The following is a 23,697-nucleotide window of genomic DNA, read 5'->3' on the forward strand; positions in this document are numbered from 1 at the left end:
ATCCTAGTTCGACGCGACGGCCCCGATGACGGCGAGCAGCACGAACCCCACGATCACCAGGATCATCAGCGCGGAGGAGACGATGCCGCAGATCCAACCGGCCGTCACCATGCCGCTGCCGCCGATGGCACCACCGGACGCCTGAATGTCCTTGCGCGCCCGGGACCCCATGATCCAGGCCACCGGTCCCAGCAGCTGGCAGAAGACGAGGCTCGCGATGCCGAGAATCAGCACCACCACCGCCTGCGGATGGTCCGGCTGCGGTGCGCCGTAATACTGCGGGTAGTAGCCGGGTGTCGGCTGCGGATAGCCCTGGGGGTAACCCGGCTGCGGGTTGTAGCCCGGCGGCTGGCCGTACGCCTGCGGCTGGCCGTAACCCGGCGGCTGATCGTATGCCGGCGGTTGGTCGAACGCCTGCGGCTGGTCGTGGCCGTAACCCATCGGCTGCTGGGGTGGCTGCTGCTTGGTGAAATCCACGGGCTGCTGCGGGTTGTAGCCCGGAGACTGCGGATCCCAGCCGGGCGGCGGGGGGTCGTATGTCATGGCCAGAATGCTAGGGGGTAGTGCTGGCTACACCCAGGATTTGAGTGCCTGCCCTATCGCCCCCGACCGCCCCCGACCGAGACGATGAAGGCATGAGCGAAACGGCCGCCACTCCCCTCCCCGTGCTGGATCCGCCCGCGTCACAACCGGATCCGGGCGAGACCGGTCCGCTCGCCGGACTGCGCACCTTCCTGGTGACCCCGTTCCGGGCGCGCACCTGGAAGGAATTCGCCTATCTGATCATCGTTTTCGTGCTCGGCTGCCTGGCTACCGCCTACCTCTTCCTGGCTTTCGGCGGCAGCCTGTACGTCTCGCTGCTGGTGATCGGCGTGCCGGTGCTGGCGGCGGTCATCCTCGGCGGCCGGGTGTGGGGACGGATCTACCGGGTGCTCGGCGTGGTGCTGCTGGACACGCCACTACCCGAACCACCGCCGTTCACCTTCGGGCCCGGCCCGATCGGCTGGCTGCGCAGCGCCTTCACCGACCGGACCTCCTGGCGGGCACTGCTGTTCCTGCTGTGCCAGTTCGTGCTGGGTGTGGTGGTCGGCTACTTCGTGCTGATCGTCGTTCTGGTCACCGGTTTCGTCGCGATATCCCCGATTCCGTGGGCGCTGCTGCATCCGCAGAATGTGGATGGCCAAGGGGTGTCGCATCATTCGCTCGCACAGTTCGGCGATTTCTATATCGATACCTGGCCGCGGGTCCTGGGCTTGGCGGCGATCGGAGTGTTCGGCTGCTTCCTGCTGCCCTGGCTGATCCGCGGCGTCTGCTTCCTGCATCGGACGCTCTCGCTGTGGCTGCTGACCCCCACTCGCCGCGATCGCGCACTCGCCGAACTGCAGCAGAGCCGCCGGGCCGCGGTCGAGGATTCCGCCGCCACCCTGCGCCGCCTGGAGCGCGATCTGCACGACGGCACCCAGGCTCGACTGGTGAGCATCGCCATGATGCTGGGCCGCGCCGAAGAACGCATCGCCACCGGCGGAGACGCCGGAGAACTGATCGCCCAGGCCCGCACGGGATCCAAAGAAGCCCTGACCGAATTGCGCGAATTGGTGCGCGGTATCCACCCGCCCGCCCTGGACCTCGGGCTGGAAGCGGCGCTCGAAACGCTCGCCGCCCGCTGCGCCGTCCCGGTGGAACTGCGGGTGCTGCTCCCGGTGCGACCCAGCCCCGCGATCGAGACCATCGCCTACTTCTCGGTGGCCGAACTGCTGACCAACGTGGTCAAACACGCTGCCGCGAACCGGATCTGGGTGGCGGTGCTGCCCACCGGATCGGACTCGATGGCCGTCAGCGTGCGCGACAACGGCCAGGGCGGTGCGCTGCAACCGGCCGAGGCGTCGGGTGAAGCCGTTGTAGCGGGCGGGCTTTCGGGGCTGGCGCAGCGGGCGCGGGCGGTGGACGGCTCGCTGTTCGTGGACAGTCCGGTGGGCGGGCCGACCGTGGTCACGCTGGTGCTGCCGCTCGCGGGCCCGCAATGATCGAGGGCATGAACCCGTTGCGCGTGGTGATCGCCGAGGACAACGCCATTCTGCGCGACGGCCTGACCGCATTGCTGGCCGAACGCGGTTTCGAGGTGGTGGCCACCGTGGGCGACGCGACCGGTCTGCATGTCGCGGTGGCCGAGCACGCGCCCGACGTGGCCGTGGTGGATGTCCGGATGCCGCCGAGCTTCACCGACGAGGGATTGCTGGCCGCGCTCGCACTGCGCCGCAGCCATCCCGCGACCGGCGTGCTGGTGTTCTCGCAGTGGATCGAAACCCGTTATGCCACCGAGCTACTGGCCGCAGGTGCGGGCGGGGTGGGCTACCTGCTCAAGGACCGGGTGGCCGATGTGACCGATTTCGTCGAGGCCCTGCGCCGGGTGGCCACCGGCGGCACGGCCCTGGATCCGGAAGTGGTGAGCCAGCTCATGGGTGCTGCCCGGCAACAGGATTCACTGGCGCGGCTGACCCCGCGCGAACGCGAGGTGCTCGAATCCATGGCGCAGGGATTGTCGAATTCGGCCATCGCACAGGCGCTGACGGTGTCCGAACGCGCGGTGGAGAAGCACATCGGCAACATCTTCACCAAGCTGGAACTGCCGCCGTCGGATCTGCATCACCGGCGGGTGCTGGCGGTTCTGCGATTGAAAGGCTAAAGGTCACTGCGGGGTTGCCGAGCGTGGAACACTGGAGGGCATGACTCGGTCGAGTTCCGCGGAATTGCTGAAATCGGTTGAATACTGGCCGAATCACCTGCTCACCATTGCCGAATGGTCGCTGCTGCCCGAGAACAATCGACACTGCCGCGAATTGGTGGACGGCGTGCTGGTGGTCGCGCCGCAGCCGCCGCGGCATCAGCTCGCGGTGTGGCGGCTGGCCGCGCAACTCGAGCGGGCGCTGCCGCGCCGGGTCGCGGCCATGGCGCGCATCGAATTGCTCATCGACGAAGGCTCGCCACCGACCGTGCGAGTCCCGGATGTGCTGATCGTGGGCGGTGCCGCCGGGGCGGAGCACGCTACGCGGGTGCGGCCTGCGGATGTGCTCGCCGCCGTCGAGATCGTGTCGCCGGGTTCGCGGCGCGTGGATCGGGTGATGAAGTTCGCGGAGTATGCCGCGGCAGGGATCGAACATTATTGGCTGTTGGAGACCGAGGATGCGCTGCGGCTGCTGACCTACCGGCTGCGGGACCAGCAATACGTACCGACCGGTGAGTACACGGGGCAGGTCGCCCTCGAGGTCGACGGCATGACCCTGCCACTCGATCTCGACGCACTCACCGCGCTACGGGCCTCGAACGCATCGGTTTGAGCAGAAATACCCCCTGACCTCGCGGAATCTGCCCCCGCACGGCGCCATTCGGGACTATCCTGGAGTTCCGTAAGCCGTGGTTGGAGGGTGTCATGGACCACGCGCGCATTATCCGAACAGTGCTCGGAGTGACAGCCGCCTATCTGATCGCTCTCGGCGTCTGGCTGGGCTGGATCGTTCCGCTCACGCCGCCGGGGACCGTACCGCTCCAAGTCATCACACTGGTCGGTCTTTTCGGTACCTTCCTCGGACTCGGCATGCTCTTCGCGCAACGACCCACCCGCTCCGACCGCAAACTGCGCCGTCACGGGCTCGAAGGCTGGGCGAACATCGAAGCCGTCCACCCGCTGCGGCGCACGGACCACTGCACCGAGATCACCGAACTCGATCTCGAACTCGTGGTGCCGGGTTCGCAGACCTACTACGGCAGCATCATCTTCGACGTGGAACCGGTCGTGAAGCCGAGAATCACTGTCGGCGGCACCATTTCGATCCGCGTGGACCCGGCCAACCGCGACCGCATCATGCTCTGCCTGTGATCCCAATCCCGCACCCGTCAAACATATATCCAGGTCAGGGGCACCTGGCTGCCAGTTTTGCCCGATCCTGGCCGTAGCATCCTCGACATGACGATCGCCGACAAACCGGACCACAGAGAAGCGCCGCTGGTGCTCGACACCCAGCCGCCGCGCACCCTCGGGTTCACCGATCAGGCGGCGTTCTGGCTGAACATCGGGGTCAGCCTCATCGGGTTCAGCGGCGCGGCCGTGGTGCTGTCGCCGTCGGAGGGCGTGCGGCTGCCGCTCATCGGGGCGCTGCTGGCGACCGTGGTCGGCACGGTCATCGGTGCGGCCATGGTCGCGGGGCCGTCCGCGATCGGAGCCCGCACCGGAGCACCGGCCATGGCGATGCTGCGCGGACTGTTCGGCACCAAGCTGTCCTACGTGCCCACGGTCGCGAACATCGTGCAGTGCATCGGCTGGGGCGTCTACGAACTCACGGTCATCACCCTCGGCGTCAACGCGCTCACCCACGACAAGGTCCCGCACTGGATCGTCATCGTGGCGGCGGGCGCACTGTCCACGGTGATGGCGATCTGGCCGCTGTCCGCGGTGCGGGCGCTGCGCAAGTACGTGTCGGTGGCGGTCGCCATCGCGCTGATCTACTTCACGATTCAGCTACTGCGCCAGCCGATTCCACTGCCCACCGGCACCAGCTGGAGCGGCTTCTGGCCCGCCGTGGACTCCACCCTCGCGGTCTCCATCTCCTTCGTGCCGCTGGCCGCCGACTACACCCGGCACTCGCGCACCGCCAAGACCGCCGCCGGGGCCACCGTGCTCGGCTACTCCATCGCGCAGGTCTGGTGCTACCTGCTGGGCATCCTGGCGATCCTGCACGCGGGCAACAGCGACAACATCTTCGACACCTTCCTCGGCGTGACCGCGGGCTGGCTGTTCTTCGCGGTCCTGGTGCTGCGCGAATCGGATCAGTCCTTCGCCAATATCTATTCGACGGCCATGTCCATCCAGAACCTGCTGCCCCGGGTGGACCGCCGCCTGCTCGCGGGATTCGTCGGCCTGGTCGTCACGCTGCTGGCGCTGCCGGTGCGCGACTTCAGCAACTACGCCAACTTCCTGGTGCTGATCGGTTCGGTCTTCGTGCCGCTGTGCGCGGTGCTGATCGTCGACTACTTCTTCGGCCGCGGCCGCCAGGGCTGGGACCTGAGCCAGCACGCGCCCACCCGGCCGCTCATGTTGCTGCCGTGGGCCATCGGCTTCGTGATCTACCAGCTGTTCAATCCGGGCTCGATCTCCTACTGGACCGACTTCTGGACCAAGGCGCAGGACACCATGCACGTGCATCCCGGCTGGTGGTCCTCGGCCTCGCTCTACTCCTTCCTGGCCGCCGCGGCGGTGACCGCGCTCCTGGTCCGGTTGCGGCGGGGATGACCGACGGCCGCGTCTACGGCATGGGGTTCGACGCGCTCGTCGAACCCGACTGGCCCGCACTGACTTCCGGTGAGGTCGAGGCGGTGCTGGGCGCGGACGCGGCCATCGTCTGGCGCAGCCCGCGGCCACTCTCGGCCACCGCGCGAGTGCGGCAGCCCGACGGGCAAGAGGTCATCCTCAAGCGCCTCCCCCGCACCCTGCGCGATGCGGCCGCGCTCGGCGAGGAACACCGTTTCACCGCCCACCTGCGTGCCCGGGGGATTCCGGTGCCGCGGGTGCCCAAGACCGCCGAACTAGGCGAATTCAGCTACGAGGTACAGGAATTCGGCACCGGCTCGGACGAATACGCGGGCGTGTTCTCCTGGTCGCCCTACCGCTCGGTCGCGGAGGCAGGCGCTGCGGGCGAGATGCTGGCCCGCCTACACCTGGCGGCCGCCGGATACGACGCCCCGGCCCGGCCGCCGCGGCCGTTGCAGGCGGGCTTCACCGTCTTCGCCGCCGCCGATCCGCTTGCCGCCGTGGCGGATCGGGGCGTGGCACGACCGGCGCTGGGCGCATTCCTGGCCGAACGCGACTGGCGCGGTGATATGGAACGCGTCCATCTTCCGGCCCATGAACGCCTCTACCCGCTACTGGCCGATCTGGAACCGCTGTGGACACACAATGATTGGCACGGCACCAACCTGTTGTGGCGCGAGGGCGCGGTGTCCGCCGTCATCGATTTCGGTCTCTGCGACCGCACCACTGCCATCCACGATCTCGCCACCGCCATCGAACGTTGTGCCGTGGACTGGATTTCGATCCGGGACGGCGGGTCCGCGCATGTTCGGATGGATCAGGTCGGGGCGCTGCTCCAGAAATACCAATCGGTGCGGAATTTGACGGCGGCCGAACGCCGCGCCCTTCCCGCGCTGCTCCCACTCGTCCATTGCGAGTACGAACTCTCGGAGATCGACTACTTCCTGAGCGTCATCCCGGGCGGCAATGCGAAGAATGCCGAAATCGCCTATGTCGAGTATTTTCTCGGCCATACCGCCTGGTGGACCGAATCTCGATCCGGAATAGCGGCGGCCACCACAATTTCACGGCTCGCGTTGTCGGTAACAACGTGAATCGTTCTGCGACCTATTCGGTGACCGATTCGATTACCGATGTGCGCGCGGATCCGCCAGCAGATATTGCGCGGCCGCGTACGTGCCGAGAATGACGCCCTCGGTCACCCGGCGCGACTTCTCCCCGCGCGCGAAAATGCGGCGCAGCACGATCAATCCGTCCGACAGCGTGAACAGCAGCGCGCCGAGTCCGAGGCGGCTGTGCGGGTCCGCGTTCGGAACATTCACGCCCGCAATATTCTTCGCGTCCCGAGCCAGATCCGGATCGGAGGCGAGAGTGGCGGCGGTACCCAGGGTGGCACCGTAAACGGTCAGCGGGACAGCCACACTCGGGGCCTTGAACCGCATGAGCGTCGCCGCACCCAGCCAGGCCGCCACCCGCGGCAGCGCGATCTGAGCCCGCGGGCGACCGCCGCGCCGGAACCACAGCCACGAGTACCCGGACTGCATGACCGCGAAAGACGAAGCGCCCGCTATCAATCGGCGATCGTCATCGGGTTCGATCAGCAACACGTCGCCGACCGTGGCCGCCGCCAGCGATCCGAGCAGCACCTTGCGATCGGTGCGGTCCAGATAGCTGCCGTTAGCTACCACGTCTGCAGCGAGCAACGGCATCAGCAAAGGCTTTGCGACCCACTGCAATTTCTCGCGACCGGTGACCGCGCCGAACACGGTCACCGCCGCCGCGCCGACGAACGCGGCGCGGAACGGGCGGGCCATCAGAAGCTGGGTTCGGCCGGAGCGGGCGGCAGCACCGCGACCTGGCCCGCGTAGGACAGGCCCGCGCCGAAGCCCAGCAGCAGTGCCAGCTGACCGCCCTTGGCCTTGCCGGTCACCAGCATCTCCTCCATGGCCAGCGGGATCGAGGCGGCCGAGGTGTTGCCGGTGTTCTCGATGTCATTGGCCATCGGGATGTCGTCGGCGAGCCCGAGATTCTTCTTCATCAGCTCGTTGATGCGGGCATTGGCCTGGTGCGGAATGAACACCTCGATGTCCTCCTTGGCCACGCCGGACACCTCGATGGCGCTGGACAGCGCGCGCGGCAGCGTAACGGCGGCCCAGCGGAAAACCTTGGGGCCCTCCATGTGCAGCGACATCCGGCCCACCGGCTCGACGGCCGGATCGGTGCCCTGCAGGCGCTGCGCCTTGTTCATGAACTCCAGGAAGTCGACGTCCTGGGAGATGGCCTCGGCGTTCTCGCCGTCTGAGCCCCACACGGTCGGCGAGATGCCGTTCTCCTCGCTGGGCCCGACCACGACCGCACCGGCGCCGTCGCCGAAGATCATGGCGGTGCCGCGGTCCTTGGGATCGAGGCCGACGGTCATCGTCTCCGCCCCGATCACCAGGATGTATTCGGCCGAGCCGGAACGGATCATGTCGGTGGCGACGCCCAGGCCGTAGCCGAAACCGCCGCAGCCCGACGTCAGGTCGAAGGCCGGGATGCCGTTCATGCCGAGATCGGCGGCCACGCTGGGCGCGCCGTGCGGGGTCAGCTTGAGCCAGCTGGAGGTGCAGAACAGCAGCGCGCCGATCTTGGATCGGTCGATGCCGGTGTTGTTCAGCGCCCGGTTGCCCGCCGCCACCGCCATGCTGCGCAGGGTCTCGTCACCGGAGATCCAGCGCCGGTTGTGAATACCGGTGCGCTCGAAGATCCACTCGGGAGTGGAGTCCAGGGTTTCGCACACGTCAGCGTTGCTGACGAGGCGCTGGGGCCGGTAGGCGCCGATGCCGAGCATTGCGACGTTCTGATGACCTTTGTTGATAGCAATGCTCACCACAGGTGACTCACACGACCCTTCACAACACCTTTGTCGGACAAAAGACCAGCCCCAGGCTAACCCAGAGCAAGGGTTCAGCCCAGAGCCATGTCGTGTTAACGCAAAGGTAGGGACATATGTCCTAACTGAGCGCGAGGTCCTTCAGTCCCAGGATGGAACGGTATTCGAGGCCCTCCGCGGCGATGATGCCGTCTGCACCGGTCTCGCGGTCCACCACCGTCGCCACACCCACCACGATTGCTCCCGCGTCACGCAGTGCGCGCACCGCGGTGATCGGGGAGTTGCCGGTCGTGGTGGTGTCCTCGACCACCAGCACCCGCTTGCCCACGATGTCCGGGCCCTCGATCTGGCGCTGCATGCCGTGCGTCTTGGCGGCCTTGCGGACCACGAACGCGTTGATGGGACGCCCCGGCGCGTGCATGACCGCGGCCGCCACCGGGTCCGCGCCCATGGTGAGCCCGCCCACCGAGTCGAAGTCCCAGTCCGCCACCAGTTCACGTAGCAACTTGCCGATCAGCGGAGCCGCCTCGTGATGCAGCGTGGCCCGGCGCAGGTCCACGTAGTAGTCGGCTTCCTTGCCCGAGGACAGGGTCACCCGGCCGTGCACCACGGCGAGGTCGCGCACCAGGGCCGCGAGTCTGTCCCGGTCGGTCGTCGTTACCTGCATTGCTGTGTCTATGTCCTTCCGCGTGCGTTGAACAGGCCCCGGTTCAGGCGGGTCACCAGGGATCGGGGGATGAGCCCGGCGATCGCGACGATCGCCTTGTACTGCATGCCGGGCACGCTGATCACCCGGTCCTTCTCCAGATCATGCAGCGAACCGGCCACCACCTCGTCCACGCTCAACCACAGTGGTCGCGGCAACGAGGCCATATCGATTCCGGCTCGCTCATGGAATTCGGTACGAACGAATCCCGGGCACAATGCCTGCACCCGAACTCCGGTCCCGGCCAGCCCGCCAGCCAGCCCTTGGGAGAAGGATACGACGTACGCCTTGGAGGCCGAATAGGTCGAGCCCCGTCCGGGAATCAGCCCGGCCGTGCTGGCCACGTTCACCACCGTGCCCTTGGCCGCGTGCAGCATGGGCGGCAGGGCCGCCCGGGTGAGCTGCACCACGGCCGTGACATTCACATCCAGTTGGTTCTGCAGGGCGTCGGGGCCCTGCGACCAGAATTCGCCCGACATGCCGAAACCCGCGTTGTTGACCAGGAATTCGACGCCGTCGGCCAGGCGGGCGGCCACCAGATCACGATCGTGGGGGCGGCCCAGATCGGCGGGCAACACCTCGGCGCGCGCACCGAACCGCACCTGCACGTCGTGCGCGAGCGCGGTCAGCCGGTCCTCATCGCGTGCCACCAGCACCAGGTCGTAGCCGAGTGCGGCGAGCCGGGTGGCGTATCCCTTGCCGATGCCGGACGTCGGCCCGGTGACCAAGGCCACCGGACGATGCGCGCCGGGCAGGCGGGCAGGGGAACTCTCGATCATCGACGGCCTATCACTCGCACGTGAGGGGAGCGGTCGGCGATGACCGGAACTGCGCCCCCATTCTGATCCCTGCCCGTCCCACAGACTGCGAAATCACGCAGATGCGACGTGGCTGCGGCGTGCCGTGGGAAGGGGGCGCGGCGGGTCACCTCGGGGCTGGGCCCTGGTAGGGCCGGAAGCCGGGGTGGAACGGTCCGCCGGGCGGGGCGCTGCGACCCTGATCCCGGCGCCAGCCCTCCTCCGGCTCGCGGTCGGGATCCTCGCCCCGCTCCTCGGATTCGGGTTCGGCCCAACGGTCTTCGTCATCCGGGTCGGCCTGGCCGAACTCCGCCTCGTCCTCCGGGGCGGGCGGCCAGTTGCGGCGCGGACGGTTGCGCGGATCCGGTACGACCTTCAGCGCGGGACGCCAGTTCTCGGCCTCGTCGTCGGATTCGCTGGCCCCGGCGATATCGCTGACCAGTGGCGAGTCGTAGTCGTCCTCGGCACGGCCCCGGGCGCGCGGGTCGGCCTGCGGGCGGGTGCGCGGCCGGACCGGCTCGTCGTCGCCGAAGTCGCCGAACTCGTCGTGGCCGTCGTACTCGTCGTCCTCGGGCATCGGGTGCGAGCTGCCCGGTTCGGGCAGTTCGTCGCGACCGCGCTCGGCATTGATGACCGGCGGCAGCACATGCAGCAGGCCCGACAGCCGCAGCACGGCGTCGATGGCCATCTCCCAGTCCTTGGCGACCGCGCCGACCGGCAGCATGCCGAGCGTCCAATTGCCTTCGGACCACAGCTGTTGCACGGTGTCGGGCAGCGATTCGATGAACGCCACCATGCGCTGGTCCACCGCGTGCCGGGCGATATCCGGGTTGGTGGCGAAGACCACCCGGTCACCGATGGCGCCGAGCAGTTCCAGATCGTGATCCTTCGGCGGCGCCGCGGTTTTCAGCCGCAGGTCGATATCGATGTCCGAGCCGATCTGCCGGCGCACCGCGACCAGGGTGGCGGCGTCCTCCAGATCGAAGAGCACGAACTTCTCGCCCTTGCGGTTGCCGGACACCACATCCACCGCGGACAGGTAGCCGAGTTTGGCCAGCGCCCCGCGCCGCCAGGTGGCCGCCAGCGCGGGCTCCACCGAAACATAGGTGTAGCCCTGGGATTTCGCCCAGACCTGCCGAACGTGCCCCGTGCGCTGCCGCTGCAGCCGATCGAAATAGAGCAGCACGATCGCGCCCACCAGTGCGATCGCCGCCAGCCCGAACCATATCGCCGTCATCGCCGCCTACCCTATCCAGTTGGTGCACGTAATGCCCGGCACGCCTGCAGCTTTGTCGCTCATCGGGTCCCACTCGGCAGCGAGGTACTGAAGATCAGCTTCGCCTGAATCGACCCGTCGGCGTTCTTATCGCCTTGCACCATAACGACTTCCCCGATGGTCAGATCGGCGACCTTGGTGCTGCCCAGCGAGATCACCTGCGTGTTGGCGTCGGTCTTCACCGTCGCCGAGCCGCCGGACAGGGTGGTGATGGTCAGCGTCGAGCCGTCATTGCTGGCGATGGTGCCCATCTGGGCGCCGAGCTGATCCAGGTCGCCGAGTCCCGGAATGGTCGGAATCCCGCTGGGTAGCGGCACCACCGAGGTGTTGCCCGGCAGCGGATAGGCGGTCCGGACGGTGCTGGGCGCGGCCGCGGTGTCCGAGGAATCCTTGTGCCCCAGCAGGGTGCCCACCACGACGCCCGCGATGGCGACCAGCAGCACGGCCCCGATGCCGAGCATCACCCACATCGTCGTCTTGCGCGGGGGCGGGGGCGGCGGCGGATTCTGTGGGAACCCCGCGGGCGCGTAACCGCCGGGCGGCATCCCGGGACCACCCGGATAGCCCGGCGCGCCATAGCTGTTCGTGTCGCCGTAGCCGCTGGTGGGCGCGTATCCCGGTTGCCCGGGATAGACGGCGGTCGGCTCCACGCCGCCGCCGGTCTCGTAGCCGCCCCACTGCGCGTCGGCGGGTGGCATCACCCGGGTCGCGTCCGGGCCGGGCGGCTGCCCGAAATAGTCGACCTGACCGGTAGGTATGGCCTCGGTGGGCCCGTACCCCATCCCGCCATCCGAGGGGTGGCCGCCGGGGGTGGCCGACTGCGCGGGCCCCTCCCCCGGGCCCGGTTCCGGCCGCGGCGACCACGGATCGCTCGGATTAGTCATGGGTTCCAGGGTAGGCGGAGTACCCCATACCAGCCCCTAACTCGACCGGACGGTTCCCAAAGAGCAAGACCCCCGCCCGAACCGGAGTTCGTGCGGGGGTCGATGTTCTCGCCGGTCAGCGACCGACGATCAGGCCGTCGCCGTCGGGGGTGACGTTCACCTTCACGATGTCGCCGTCCTTCACCTCACCGGCCAGCAGCTCCTTGGCGAGCGAGTCGCCGATGGCGTGCTGGATCAGGCGACGCAGCGGACGCGCGCCGTAGGCGGGGTCGTAGCCGCGCGAGGCCAGCCAGTTGCGGGCAGCCTCGGCCACGTCCAATTTCAGCCGACGCTGCGAAAGCCGCTTCTGCAGCTGGTCCAACTGGATGTCCACGATGTGCTCCAGTTGTTCCCCGTTGAGCGCGTGGAACATGACCACGTCGTCGAGCCGGTTGAGGAACTCCGGCTTGAAGGCGCGGCGCACCGCATTCATGACCGTCTCCTTGTCACCGCCCGCACCCAGATTCGAGGTCAGGATGAGGATGGTGTTGCGGAAATCGACCGTGCGGCCCTGACTGTCGGTCAGGCGGCCCTCGTCGAGCACCTGCAGCAGGATGTCGAAGACGTCCGGGTGGGCCTTCTCGATCTCGTCGAACAGCACCACCGTGTACGGGCGTCGCCGCACCGCCTCGGTGAGCTGGCCGCCCTGGTCGTAGCCGACGTAGCCGGGAGGCGCACCGACCAGACGGGCCACCGAATGCTTCTCGGAGTACTCGCTCATGTCGATGCGGACCATGGCGCGCTCGTCGTCGAACAGGAAGTCTGCCAACGCCTTCGCGAGCTCGGTCTTACCGACACCGGTCGGGCCGACGAACATGAAGGATCCGGTGGGCCGGTTGGGGTCGGCGACCCCGGCCCGTGCGCGGCGCACGGCATCCGAAACCGCTTGCACGGCTTCGCTCTGCCCGACCACCCGGTGACCGAGTTCGTCCTCCATGCGCAGCAGCTTCTGGGTCTCGCCCTCCATCATCTTGCCCACGGGGACACCCGTCCAGGCGGACACCACCTCGGCGATATCGTCCGGGCCGACCTCCTCCTTGAGCATGACGTCACCGTCGGCGGCCGTCTTCGCTTTGACCTCGGCCTCGGCGATCTCCTTCTCCAGCTTGGGGATTCGCCCGTACTGGAGTTCGGCCGCCTTGCCCAGGTCGCCGTCGCGCTCGGCGAGGGCGGATTCGCCCTTCAGCTTCTCCAGCTGCTCCTTGAGCCCGCTCACCGAGTCGATGGCCTGCTTCTCGTTCTGCCAGCGGGTCATCAACTGATTGAGCTTCTCGCGGTCGTCGGCGAGTTCGGAGCGCAGCTTCTCCAGCCGCTGCTTGGACGCCTCGTCGGTCTCCTTGGCCAGGGCCACCTCTTCGATCTCGAGCCGTCGCACGACGCGCTCGATCTCGTCGATTTCCACCGGGCGGGAATCGATTTCCATGCGCAGCCGCGACGAGGCCTCATCGACCAGGTCGATGGCCTTGTCCGGCAGGAACCGGGAGGTGATGTAGCGGTCGGACAGGGTCGCGGCCGCCACCAGCGCGGAGTCGGTGATGCGCACGTGGTGGTGCGTCTCGTAGCGCTCCTTGAGCCCACGCAGGATGCCGACGGTGTCCTCCACCGACGGCTCGCCCACCAGCACCTGCTGGAAGCGGCGTTCCAGGGCCGCGTCCTTCTCGATGTACTTGCGGTACTCGTCGAGGGTGGTCGCGCCGACCAGCCGCAGTTCGCCCCGGGCGAGCAGGGGCTTGATCATATTGCCCGCGTCCATGGCGGATTCGCCGGTCGCGCCCGCGCCCACAATGGTGTGCAGCTCGTCGATGAACGTGATGATCTGCCCCGCAGCGGATTTGATCTCCTCCAGGACGGCCTTCAACCGCTCCTCGAACTCACCGCGATACTTGGCGCCGGCCACCATCGCGCCCAGGTCGAGCGAGATGAGCTTCTTGCCGCGCAACGATTCCGGGACGTCGCCCGCGATGATGCGCTGGGCCAGCCCCTCCACGATGGCGGTCTTGCCGACGCCGGGTTCGCCGATGAGCACCGGGTTGTTCTTGGTGCGGCGGCTCAAAACCTGGACGACACGGCGGATCTCGGTGTCACGCCCGATGACCGGGTCCAGTTTGCCCTCGCGGGCGGCGGCGGTCAGATCGGTGGAGTACTTCTCCAGCGCCTGGTACTGCCCCTCGGGGTCGGCGGTGGTGACGCGGGTGTTGCCGCGCACGGCGGTGAACGCCTCGCGCAGCGCGTCGGCGGTCGCGCCGTACTTCAGTAGCAGCTGCGAGACATCCGAATCACCCTGGGCCAGACCGACCATCATGTGTTCGGTGGAGACGTACTCGTCGCCCATCTCGGTGGCGAGTCGCTGGGCGGCGGTGACCACCGCCAGTGCCTCGCGCCCGAGGTTGGGGCTGGTGGTCGCGCCGCTGGCGCGCGGCAGCCGGTCGACGATGTCCTGGGCCTCGCGTCGGACCGCCGCCGGGTCGACCGCGACGGCCTTGAGCAAGGGGGCGGCGATGCCGTCGGTCTGATCCAGCAACGCCACCAGCAAGTGCGCCGGACGGATCTCCGGGTTTCCGGCGGCCGAGGCCGCCTGGAGTGCGGCGGTCAGCGCCGCCTGGGTCTTGGTGGTGGGATTGAACGAGTCCACTGTCACCTTCCTACTAGTCGTTGTTGACTACAACGCGGTAGAAGTTGAGTCTGTTCCGCTCAAGTCTGACCAGTTTTCGACGCCAGGTCCAGAGTCCCAGGCCGTTTTCTACGCTACGCGTACGATGGGCGCATTCGTTGACGCATCACACCTTCCGAAGAGCCCTAGCCTGAGGAGTTCCATGCGCGCGATCGTCGTCCGTGAGTTCGGTGGAAAACCGGAGACCGCCGACATGCCGGTCCCCGAGGTCGGGCCGGGCCAACTCCAGATCCAGATCGAGGCGGCGGGGGTGAACCCGTTCGACAAACGGATCATCGACGGCTTCCTGGACGGCAAACTGCCCCACGACTTTCCCCTGATTCCCGGCACGGACGGTGCGGGCACCATCACGGCGGTGGGTTCGGGGGTGAACGACTTCGAGATCGGTGAGCGGGTGGTCGGGAAGTTCCTGATCCCGCCGGTCGGGCACGGCACCTTCGCCGAATACATCGTGGTGCCGCGCGACAGCGCCATCGCCAAACTGCCCGACGAGGTCACCGCAATCCGGGCGGCCGCGCTGCCGACCGCGGGCATCACCGCGCTGGACCTCATGCACGCGGCCGAGGTCCGCGGCGGGCAGAAGATGCTGGTCGTCGGCGCGTCCGGCGGGGTCGGCTCCTACCTGGTGCAGCTGGGCGCGCTGGTCGGGGCGCATGTCATCGCCACCGCCCGCCCCGACGACACCGATCGCATGATCCGCCTGGGCGCGACCGAGGTGGTGAACTACGGCCGGGTCGCCGTCACCGACTCGCCGACGCATGCCGAGAGTTCGGAACTGTCGATCGCGGACTCGGTGCGGATCACCGATCCGGGCGGCATCGACGTGCTCTTCGATCTGGTCTCCCCGCCACCCGTGTTCGCCGACAACGCGAGCCTGGTGAAGGCGGGCGGCTCGGCCTATTCGACCATCTGGTCGGCCGACGAGGACGATCTGAAGGCCCGCGGCATCCGGGGCGGAAATCTCGAATCCCACGGTGGCGCTGCCGAATTGCGTGAGCTGCTGCGCATGGTCGGCAATGGCGACCTGATGGTCCCGATCCGAAATATGCCCCCGCTCGCGGAGGCCGCCGACGTGATCGGCGCACCCGGCGCGCGGGGCAAGACGGTGCTCGTCATCTGACCCACCGAGCCCTCGTCACTTGAACCTCGAGTTACACAAAACGACCGGCCCTCCGCTATATCCGTGCGACCACCAACTTTTCAGGGATACTTGACGCGGAGGTCCGCCTGGCAGCAGGCGTGCCGGGGTTGTTCCAGAGGAAGGGAAGCTCGACGTCGTGGATGCGCGTTCGGCAGCGCTGGTCCGCGCAAACTTTCGGACAGTCGTCGAAGCCCCCAGCGGGCCCGAACGGCTGATCAGCGCGTTCTACGGTCATCTTTTCGCGGAGATCCCCGCCCTGCGGGAACTTTTTCCCTCCGCCATGGACATGCAGCCCAAACGGTTGGCCACGGCCATCCAGTTCGTGCTCGACAATCTGGAGGACTGGGATCGAGCCCAGCGCTTCCTGGAGCAACTCGCGCGCGACCACCGCAAGTACGGGGTGGAGGCCGCGCACTACGACATCGCCGGGCGCGCGTTGCTCTCGGCGTTCCGTAGTTACAACGGCGCCGCCAACTGGTCGCGGCCGCTGGAGGCGGGCTGGCGCGACATCACCATCCTGATCTCGGCGTCCATGGCGATCGGCGCGAACTCCGATAAGTCGCAACCCTATTGGGAGGCGACGGTGGTCGGGCACCGGCGGGTGGTGGACGATCTGGCCATCGTGCGGCTGCAGACCGACACCCCGATTCCGTATCAGGCCGGGCAGTACGTGCCCATCGCCATTCCGCAGCGGCCCAAGATGTGGCGCTACCTGTCACCCGCGATTCCCACGAACCCGTACGGGGAGATCGAGTTCCACGTGCGCAAGGTGCGCACCGGCTGGGTGAGCCCGGCCATCGTGAACGAGACGCAGGTCGGGGACCGCTGGATGATCGCGGCGCCGCTGGGCGGACTGCACGTGGATCTGAGCCGCCGCAAGGATGTGCTGATGATCGGCTCCGGCACCGGCATCGCGCCGTTGCGGGCACAGTTGATCGAGATGGGTCGCCGCGGCATCAATCCACGCGTGCACCTGTTCATGGGCGGCCGCTACCCGTGTGATCTCTACGATGTGGAGAACATGTGGCAGCTCTCGCAATCCAATCCGTGGCTCACCGTGATCCCGGTCTGCGAGAACGAGACCAACCCGTGGTGGCACCCGTATCCACCGGCCGAGACCCCGTTCGGCATGCACCGCCGCCTGATCGGCAATCTGGGCGCGGTGGTGGCCAGCTTCGGGACCTGGGCGGACCGCCAGATCCAGATCGCCGGTTCGGCCCGCATGATCGCCGACACCAGACGCGCCCTGTACGCGGTCGGCACCCCGGATTCGGCGATCAGCTCCGATCCGGTGTGATGGGCTGAGAACCACCCCGTCATTCCGGCGTGCTTTTGGCCGGAATCCACTGCAACCGTATGGATCCCGGCCAAGAGCGCGCCGGGATGACGAGAAGGCACGATGAGGAGTAGGCGTTGACGATCGGCCCGGACGAGACCGGCCCGCTGTCGCTGGGCGAGCAGACCGAGTGGACCGCGACCGTGGTCGGTGCGCACCGGCTGCGCGAGGACACCACCGTGGTGCGGTTGATCGGGGAGTTCGTGCCGTTCGCGGCGGGGCAGTCGGTGGAGGTGCGCACGCCGCAGCATCCGAACATGGTGCGCCGCATGTATTCCGCGCTGCCGCCGTCGCTGGACGGCAAGCTGGAATTCCACGTGCGGACGGTGCCGGGCGGCTGGTGCAGCGGCGCCATCGTGGCCGACTCGCATCCGGGCGACGAATGGCGGATCAGCGAGCCCGCGGGCTGGCTGGCGGTGGAACCCGAGACCACCGACGTGGTGATGATCGCCGACGGGGTCGGACTGGCCCCGATGCGCTCGCTGCTGCTGGACGTCTCGCGCCGCGCCGAACCGCCGCGCACCCACCTGTTCGTGGGCGGTCGCTACCCGCGCGACCTGTACGCCGCCGACATGCTGTTCCTGCTGGCCGGTGAAATGCCTTGGCTCACGGTCATTCCCGTGGTGCAGGACGAGGAGGACCCGGGCCTCGTCGACCCGTGGTACGAGCAGTGCCGGGTGAACGTCGGCTTCCACCCGGAGGAGATGATGCCGGGCACCATCGCCGACATCCCCGAGCGCTTCGGGCCGCTGGACCACCACCAGATCCTGGTGTGCGGCGGCGCGGCGATGGTCCGCAACACCATCGATCAGCTGGTGGCCATCGGCGCACCGGCGGAATCCATTCGCTACGAAGGGTTCTGAACACTCCGCGCGCTAGAACAAGGGGTCGTGGCGGATGTTCTGGGTCGACGTTCCGGCGGCCATCAGCCGAAACTTGGTGGTCTGCACCATGGACGGCGCGCCGACGATCTGGACGTCGCGATCCTCCCAGGCGCCGTGGCCGGCCACGATCTTGCCGATCTGACCGACCTGCCGCGGCTGCAGGCCCGGGAAGTCCCGAGCCTCATCGGAATTGTCGAAGTGCCACCACGGGTTCTCGGTGGACTCGGTGACCGGATGCACGGTGAGCCACTTGTTGGCGCAGGCCAATTGGCTGAGCACCTCGAGATCGTAGAGATCGCAGGGGTAGTGGCCACCGACGAAGATGTCCACCTTGGGGTTGGAGCGACGCGCGGACATCGCCATCAATTGCGCACGCAGCGGGGCGATGCCGGTGCCGCAGCCGATCATCAGCATCTTGCGGCGGGTATTGCGGGGCACGCCGAGACCGCCCAGGGGTGAGCCGATCAGCCACTGCTCGCCGACCCGGGTGTGGCCGACCATGGCCGGGCTGACCCAGCCGCCGGTGACGCCGCGAATGTGGAACTCCAACTCACCGCTGGCATTCGCGGGAATCGCCGGCGACAGGTAGCGCCACATGCGCGGGCGGGACGGGATCTGCACGCTCATGTACTGCCCGGCCGCGTACTGCATGGGCTGATCCAGCTTGAGCCGCACCACGGCCAGATTGCGCAGCACCTCCCGGTGCTCGATGACCGTGCCGGTCCAGACCGGCGGGGTGGTCTCCTGGTCGGCGGCGGTGATCATGGTGTTGGCGATGACGCCGATGCCCTCGTCCCAGGCACGGCCGATCTCGTCGGTCCACAGCTCGGTGCCGGCGTACGCCTCGAGCGCGCTCTTGAGCGATTTCCCCACGGCCGCATAGTGATCGGCGACCACACCGTACTTGCGGTGATCGCGGCCGAGCTGGGCCAGGAAGGGCAGCAGCCGCTCGGGTTCCTCGAGCCGGTCCACCACGTAGGCGATGGCCTTCACCAGCCGGTCGCGCTGGGCATCCAGGGCGGCGGGGAAGAAGTCGCGAACCTGCGGATACTCCGTGAAGAGGATGGCGTAGAAGGATCGTGCCAGCTTTTCGGGGCCACCGTCCTCCGCAGCTACCGCCTTGAACGTTGTTCTAATCAATGCGACGGTGCGCGAATCCATTTGTGTCACAACCCCATTTCGCAATCGAACGCAGGCGTGACCGGCGAGTGAAGTGCTGCGGGACACTCGACAGCAGCCGTTGCTCAGCAAGTGTAGGCGAGGTTAGCCAGCAACGGAACGGGACGTTTCAATAACACGCCCTTTTATCCTCGAAAACGTGAACGTTGCGGGGGTTTTGAGCCGAAAACAGACTGTTCAACTGGAAAACGCCGCGCAACACGGGGTTTCGGCCGTTGATCCTGTCTGATCCGTTTTGCAAGACTCAGGAAAACAGCGATCTCACCGCAACTCGCCCCGCAACGAATTCCCCTGCAGCATACGGACAAAACTCGTAATCAACAGATATCAATAACCTACCGGTCTGTTTGTAATTAACTACTGCAAGGAACTTCGCTAATCCCACAGTCCCCACACACAACTCAGCACACAACCCGCAACCGACACGCCGAGCGCAAACGAATGCGGCCCGGAGACAAGGTCTCCGGGCCGCATTCGTTGCGTCTTGCTACTGCCTACGGCGGTTTCGGGGCTGCCACACCACGAGTGCCGTGCTGGGCTGCTGCGGCGTCAGGTGCGCGGGCCGATATCCGGCCCGCAGCCTTTCCACCTCGGCGGTCAACTCGCTCACCCGGTGCTGCAATGCCTCGACCTCGTTGGTGAGTTCGATGATCCGTTTGATGCCGGCCAGGTTCACGCCCTCGTCCTGCGACAGGCGCTGCACCTCGCGGAGCAGCTCCACATCCCGATCGGAATAGCGTCGTCCACCGCCGGAAGTGCGTTGCGGCGAAACGAGACCCAGTCGGTCATAGGTGCGCAGCGTCTGGGCGTGCATGCCCGCCAGCTGCGCGGCCACCGAGATCAGAAAGTACTGAGCCTCGGTTTTCTTCGGATCGGAACTCATTACGCACCTGCCCATCCCGCACGTGGATCGAACCCGCTGGTCTTCTCCGCCTCCGCGTAGCGCCGCAGCGCCTCGGAAGCATTGTCATCCAGCTTCTGCGGTATCGCGACCTTCACCGTGACCAGCAGGTCACCGGCGCCGCCGTCGCGCTTGGGCACACCGCGCCCGCGCACCCGCAGGGTCCGGCCGTCGGCGGTGCCCGGCGGCACCTTGACGCCCACGCGACCCTCCAGGGTGGGCACGGAAACCGTGGTGCCCAGCACCAATTCGGCGTAGGAGACCGGCAGCACCAGGGTCAGGTCGTCGGCATTGCGGCCGAACACCTTGTCCTGGCTGACGTGCACGGTGACGAACAGGTCGCCCGGCGGTGCACCGCGCAGACCCGCTTCGCCCTGACCGGCCAGCCGGATCCGCTGCCCGTCGCGCACGCCCGGGGGAATGCGCACGGTGATGGTGCGGGTCCGGTTCTGGATGCCGCTGCCGCGGCAGTCGACACACGGGTCGTCGATGATCGACCCGGTGCCCCGGCAGTCCTCGCACGGCTCGCTGAAGCCGAACGCGCCCTGATTGCGGCTGACCACACCACTGCCGTTGCAATGCGGGCACACCCGCGGGCTGGTGCCCGGCTTGGCGCCGCTGCCGTGGCAGGTGGTGCACGCGGCCGGACTGGTCATCCGCAGCGGAACGGTCACGCCCTGGGCGGCCTCGCGGAAGCCCAGGGTGGTCTCGGTCTCGACATCCGAACCGCGCCGCGGCCGCGACGAGGTGCGGGTGCCGCCCCGGTTGAACAGGCCGCCCAGCAGATCCCCGAGGCCACCGTCGGCCGCCCCGGCATTCGCGCCGGGACCGAAGATGTCACCCAGGTTGAACTCGCCGCCGGAGAACCCGCCCGGCTGGCCGTAACCGGCCCCCGGGGTGAACCCGCCGCGGCCGAAACCGCCGCCGGCGAACAGCTTTCGTGCTTCGTCGTACTCCTTGCGCTTCTCCGGGTCCGACAGCACGGCATTCGCCTCGCTGACGGCCTTGAACCGATCCTCGGCCGTGCTGTCCCCGGGGTTCTTGTCCGGGTGCAGGTCACGGGCCAGCCTGCGATAGGCCTTCTTGATCTCGTCCTGGGTGGCGCTGGAGGAAACACCCAGATCCTTGTAGAAGTCCTTCTCGAGCCACTCTCGATTCACCGGGCATCTCCTCCTTTCTCTGTCGATGACGCCGAGGGCGTCGGTAGGTTGTTACTCAGTGCCAGCGGCATCGGTGCCAGCGTTCTGCGTATCCGGCTGCGCCGCAGCCTGATCCGCCACACCGTCGGTGACGCCGACCAGCGCGTGCCGCAGCACGCGATCGCCGAAGCGGTAACCCTTGCGCATCACCAGGGCGAGCACGGGGTCGACCCCGCTGCCCTCGTGCTGCACGGCCTCGTGCAGGGTCGGGTCGAAAGGCTCACCCTCCAAGCCGAATTCCTCGAGGCCCTGCTTCTGCAGGGCGGTGACCAGCTTGTCCGCGACCGACTTGAGCGGCCCGTTGTCGAGGTCGCCGTGCGCGCGGGCGCGATCCAGATCGTCGAGCACCGGCAGCAGTTCGCTCACGACCGTCGCCTTGGCATTGTCGATGGTGGCCTTGCGGTCACGCTCGACGCGGCGGCGGTAGTTGGCGTACTCCGCGGTGAGACGCTGCAGATCGGCGGTGCGCTCGGCCAATTCGGCCGTGATCGCGTCGGCGAGGGCGTCCGCACCGGCTTCGGGAGAACCCTCGGCCCCGAGGGCCGCGGCGGTGTCCGCCGCGGCCTCGAAAACCTCACCCGTCGCTGCGAAGCGGCCCTCGAACTCAGCCGGATCGATGGTTGGTTCCGGGTTCTGGTTCGTCACTTCTTCTCAGGCTCCTCGACGACCTCGGCGTCCACGACGGTGTCGTCGGACTGCGGCGCGTCACCATTGCCCTGGGCGGCCTGATCGGCGGCCGAGGCCTCGTAGATGGCCTGGCCCAGCGCCTGGGACTCGGTGGCGAGCTTCTCCACGGCGGTCTTGATGACCGCGATGTCGGTGCCCTTCAACGCTTCCTGCGCCTCGGCGATGGCCGCCTCGACCTTGGTCTTGACGTCGGCCGGGACCTTGTCCTCGTTGTCCTTGATGAACTTCTCGGTCTGGTGCACCAGCGACTCGGCCTGGTTGCGGGTCTCCGCCTCCTCGCGCCGCGCCTTGTCCTCGGCGGCGTGCGCCTCGGCGTCCTTCACCATCCGGTCGATCTCCTCCTTGGACAGGCCGGAGCCGTCCTGGATCTTGATCGTGTTCTCCTTGCCGGTGCCCTTGTCCTTGGCGGTGACGTGGACGATGCCGTTGGCGTCGATGTCGAAGGTGACCTCGATCTGCGGCACGCCGCGCGGGGCCGGCGGGATGCCGGTCAGCTCGAACGATCCGAGCAGCTTGTTGTGCGAGGCGATCTCGCGCTCACCCTGGAAGACCTGGATCTGCACGGACGGCTGGTTGTCGTCGGCCGTGGTGAAGGTCTCCGAGCGCTTGGTCGGGATCGTGGTGTTGCGCTCGATGAGCTTGGTCATCACGCCGCCCTTGGTCTCGATACCCAGCGACAGCGGGGTGACATCGAGCAGCAGGACGTCCTTGACCTCACCCTTGAGCACACCGGCCTGCAGGGCGGCGCCGACGGCGACGACCTCGTCCGGGTTCACGCCCTTGTTGGGCTCCTTGCCGCCGGTCAGTTCCTTGACCAGGTCGGACACGGCGGGCATACGGGTCGAACCACCAACGAGCACAACGTGATCGATGTCGCCGACGGAGATCCCGGCGTCCTTGATGACCGACTGGAACGGCTTGCGGGTGCGGTCCAGCAGATCGGAGGTGATCTTCTGGAACTCGGCGCGGGTCAGCTGCTCGTCGAGGAACAGCGGGTTCTTGTCCGCGTCGACGGTGATGTAGGGCAGGTTGATCGAGGTCGACTGCGAGGACGACAGCTCGATCTTGGCCTTCTCGGCAGCCTCACGCAGACGCTGCATGGCCATCTTGTCCTTGGTCAGGTCGATGCCCGAGGTGCCCTTGAACTTGTCGACCAGCCAGGAGACGATGCGCTCGTCCCAGTCGTCGCCACCGAGGTGGTTGTCACCGGAGGTCGCGCGGACCTCGACAACGCCCTCGCCGATCTCCAGCAGGGACACGTCGAAGGTGCCGCCGCCGAGGTCGAAGACCAGGATGGTCTGTTCCTTGTCGCCCTTGTCCAGGCCGTAGGCCAGCGCGGCCGCGGTCGGCTCGTTGACGATGCGCAGGACGTTGAGGCCCGCGATCTGTCCGGCTTCCTTAGTGGCCTGCCGCTGCGCGTCCTCGAAGTAGGCGGGGACGGTGATGACCGCGTCGGTGATCTCCTCACCGAGGTACGCCTCGGCGTCGCGCTTCAGCTTCATCAGCGTGCGCGCGGAGATTTCCTGCGGGGTGTAGCCCTTGCCGTCGATCTCCACGGACCAGTCCTCGCCCATGTGGCGCTTGACGGACCGAATGGTGCGGTCGACGTTGGTGACGGCCTGGTTCTTGGCGGGCTGACCGACAAGCACCTCACCGTTCTTGGCGAACGCGACAACCGACGGGGTGGTGCGCGATCCTTCCGAGTTGGCCACGACGACCGGCTCGCCGCCTTCGAGAACGGCGATGACAGAGTTCGTGGTCCCGAGGTCGATACCGACCGCACGAGCCATGGTGATTCCTCCTGTGTTGACGTACCTGGAGTG

General features: G+C 67.4%; 22 protein-coding genes. 9 read left to right on the forward strand and 13 right to left on the reverse strand.

The window, feature by feature from the left end:
* Positions 1-3 precede the first annotated feature (3 nt).
* Positions 4-543 (reverse strand): DUF4190 domain-containing protein, encoded by a 540-nt coding sequence (locus ACYVN4_RS13240; RefSeq protein WP_460720784.1) that lies wholly within the window; start codon positions 541-543, stop codon positions 4-6.
* Positions 544-635: 92 nt separating this feature from the next.
* On the opposite strand from ACYVN4_RS13240, the gene ACYVN4_RS13245 reads away from it, so the two are divergent.
* The 6 genes from ACYVN4_RS13245 (at position 636) to ACYVN4_RS13270 (ending at position 6,396) form a co-directional block, all read left to right on the forward strand.
* Entirely contained in the window at positions 636-2,024 is a 1,389-nt protein-coding gene (locus ACYVN4_RS13245; RefSeq protein ID WP_460720785.1) for a sensor histidine kinase, read from the forward strand.
* An 8-nt stretch (positions 2,025-2,032) separates the two neighbouring features.
* Complete coding sequence (locus ACYVN4_RS13250; RefSeq protein ID WP_460720787.1) at positions 2,033-2,683, forward strand: LuxR C-terminal-related transcriptional regulator; 651 nt, start codon at positions 2,033-2,035, stop codon at positions 2,681-2,683.
* Between the two features lie 40 nt (positions 2,684-2,723).
* Positions 2,724-3,335, forward strand: coding sequence for a Uma2 family endonuclease (locus tag ACYVN4_RS13255; protein WP_460720789.1), 612 nt, complete (start codon positions 2,724-2,726; stop codon positions 3,333-3,335).
* Between the two features lie 119 nt (positions 3,336-3,454).
* Entirely contained in the window at positions 3,455-3,874 is a 420-nt protein-coding gene (locus tag ACYVN4_RS13260) for a hypothetical protein (protein WP_460720791.1), read from the forward strand.
* Positions 3,875-3,961: 87 nt separating this feature from the next.
* The gene (locus ACYVN4_RS13265; protein ID WP_460720793.1) at positions 3,962-5,284 is read left to right on the forward strand and encodes a purine-cytosine permease family protein; all 1,323 of its coding nucleotides are present in this window, start codon (positions 3,962-3,964) and stop codon (positions 5,282-5,284) included.
* On the forward strand, positions 5,281-6,396 hold the full coding sequence (locus ACYVN4_RS13270; RefSeq protein WP_460720795.1) for a phosphotransferase enzyme family protein: 1,116 nt from the start codon (positions 5,281-5,283) through the stop codon (positions 6,394-6,396). Before ACYVN4_RS13265 ends, ACYVN4_RS13270 begins: the two co-directional genes overlap by 4 nt.
* A 33-nt stretch (positions 6,397-6,429) precedes the next feature.
* Here ACYVN4_RS13270 and ACYVN4_RS13275 read toward each other — a convergent pair whose 3' ends face one another.
* The 7 genes from ACYVN4_RS13275 to clpB form a co-directional block, all read right to left on the reverse strand.
* Positions 6,430-7,116, reverse strand: a complete 687-nt coding sequence (locus ACYVN4_RS13275) for a lysoplasmalogenase (RefSeq protein ID WP_460720797.1) — start codon at positions 7,114-7,116, stop codon at positions 6,430-6,432.
* The gene (locus ACYVN4_RS13280; RefSeq protein ID WP_460720799.1) at positions 7,116-8,174 is read right to left on the reverse strand and encodes a beta-ketoacyl-ACP synthase 3; all 1,059 of its coding nucleotides are present in this window, start codon (positions 8,172-8,174) and stop codon (positions 7,116-7,118) included. The genes ACYVN4_RS13275 and ACYVN4_RS13280 overlap by 1 nt, the downstream gene beginning before the upstream one ends.
* 121 nt (positions 8,175-8,295) lie before the next feature.
* The gene (gene pyrE / locus ACYVN4_RS13285) at positions 8,296-8,841 is read right to left on the reverse strand and encodes an orotate phosphoribosyltransferase (RefSeq protein ID WP_460720801.1); all 546 of its coding nucleotides are present in this window, start codon (positions 8,839-8,841) and stop codon (positions 8,296-8,298) included.
* A gap of 8 nt (positions 8,842-8,849) precedes the next feature.
* Positions 8,850-9,659, reverse strand: a complete 810-nt coding sequence (locus ACYVN4_RS13290; RefSeq protein WP_460720803.1) for an SDR family NAD(P)-dependent oxidoreductase — start codon at positions 9,657-9,659, stop codon at positions 8,850-8,852.
* A gap of 145 nt (positions 9,660-9,804) precedes the next feature.
* Entirely contained in the window at positions 9,805-10,914 is a 1,110-nt protein-coding gene (locus ACYVN4_RS13295) for a hypothetical protein (protein ID WP_460720805.1), read from the reverse strand.
* A 59-nt stretch (positions 10,915-10,973) separates the two neighbouring features.
* Entirely contained in the window at positions 10,974-11,837 is an 864-nt protein-coding gene (locus tag ACYVN4_RS13300; RefSeq protein ID WP_460720807.1) for a DUF5666 domain-containing protein, read from the reverse strand.
* Between the two features lie 115 nt (positions 11,838-11,952).
* A complete protein-coding gene (gene clpB / locus ACYVN4_RS13305) occupies positions 11,953-14,508 on the reverse strand; it encodes an ATP-dependent chaperone ClpB (RefSeq protein WP_460720809.1) in 2,556 nt (851 codons plus the stop codon).
* A 181-nt stretch (positions 14,509-14,689) separates the two neighbouring features.
* Between clpB and ACYVN4_RS13310 the strand changes: the two genes are divergently transcribed.
* From ACYVN4_RS13310 to ACYVN4_RS13320, 3 genes are all read left to right on the forward strand, one after another.
* Positions 14,690-15,667, forward strand: a complete 978-nt coding sequence (locus ACYVN4_RS13310) for an NADP-dependent oxidoreductase (RefSeq protein WP_460720811.1) — start codon at positions 14,690-14,692, stop codon at positions 15,665-15,667.
* A gap of 157 nt (positions 15,668-15,824) precedes the next feature.
* Positions 15,825-16,985: an FAD-binding oxidoreductase gene (locus tag ACYVN4_RS13315; protein ID WP_460720813.1), complete on the forward strand. Its 1,161-nt coding sequence runs from the start codon at positions 15,825-15,827 to the stop codon at positions 16,983-16,985.
* Between the two features lie 116 nt (positions 16,986-17,101).
* Complete coding sequence (locus ACYVN4_RS13320) at positions 17,102-17,887, forward strand: FAD-binding oxidoreductase (RefSeq protein WP_460720815.1); 786 nt, start codon at positions 17,102-17,104, stop codon at positions 17,885-17,887.
* A gap of 12 nt (positions 17,888-17,899) precedes the next feature.
* Here ACYVN4_RS13320 and ACYVN4_RS13325 read toward each other — a convergent pair whose 3' ends face one another.
* The 5 genes from ACYVN4_RS13325 to dnaK form a co-directional block, all read right to left on the reverse strand.
* Positions 17,900-19,069: a globin domain-containing protein gene (locus ACYVN4_RS13325; RefSeq protein WP_460720817.1), complete on the reverse strand. Its 1,170-nt coding sequence runs from the start codon at positions 19,067-19,069 to the stop codon at positions 17,900-17,902.
* Positions 19,070-19,574: 505 nt separating this feature from the next.
* Positions 19,575-19,970 (reverse strand): heat shock protein transcriptional repressor HspR, encoded by a 396-nt coding sequence (locus ACYVN4_RS13330; RefSeq protein ID WP_460720819.1) that lies wholly within the window; start codon positions 19,968-19,970, stop codon positions 19,575-19,577.
* On the reverse strand, positions 19,970-21,148 hold the full coding sequence (gene dnaJ / locus ACYVN4_RS13335) for a molecular chaperone DnaJ (protein ID WP_460720821.1): 1,179 nt from the start codon (positions 21,146-21,148) through the stop codon (positions 19,970-19,972). The genes ACYVN4_RS13330 and dnaJ overlap by 1 nt, the downstream gene beginning before the upstream one ends.
* 51 nt (positions 21,149-21,199) lie before the next feature.
* On the reverse strand, positions 21,200-21,832 hold the full coding sequence (gene grpE / locus ACYVN4_RS13340; RefSeq protein WP_460720823.1) for a nucleotide exchange factor GrpE: 633 nt from the start codon (positions 21,830-21,832) through the stop codon (positions 21,200-21,202).
* Complete coding sequence (dnaK, locus tag ACYVN4_RS13345) at positions 21,829-23,664, reverse strand: molecular chaperone DnaK (RefSeq protein WP_460720825.1); 1,836 nt, start codon at positions 23,662-23,664, stop codon at positions 21,829-21,831. The genes grpE and dnaK overlap by 4 nt, the downstream gene beginning before the upstream one ends.
* Between the last annotated feature and the right edge of the window lie 33 nt (positions 23,665-23,697).

It is taken from the genome of Nocardia heshunensis (genome assembly GCF_054782115.1).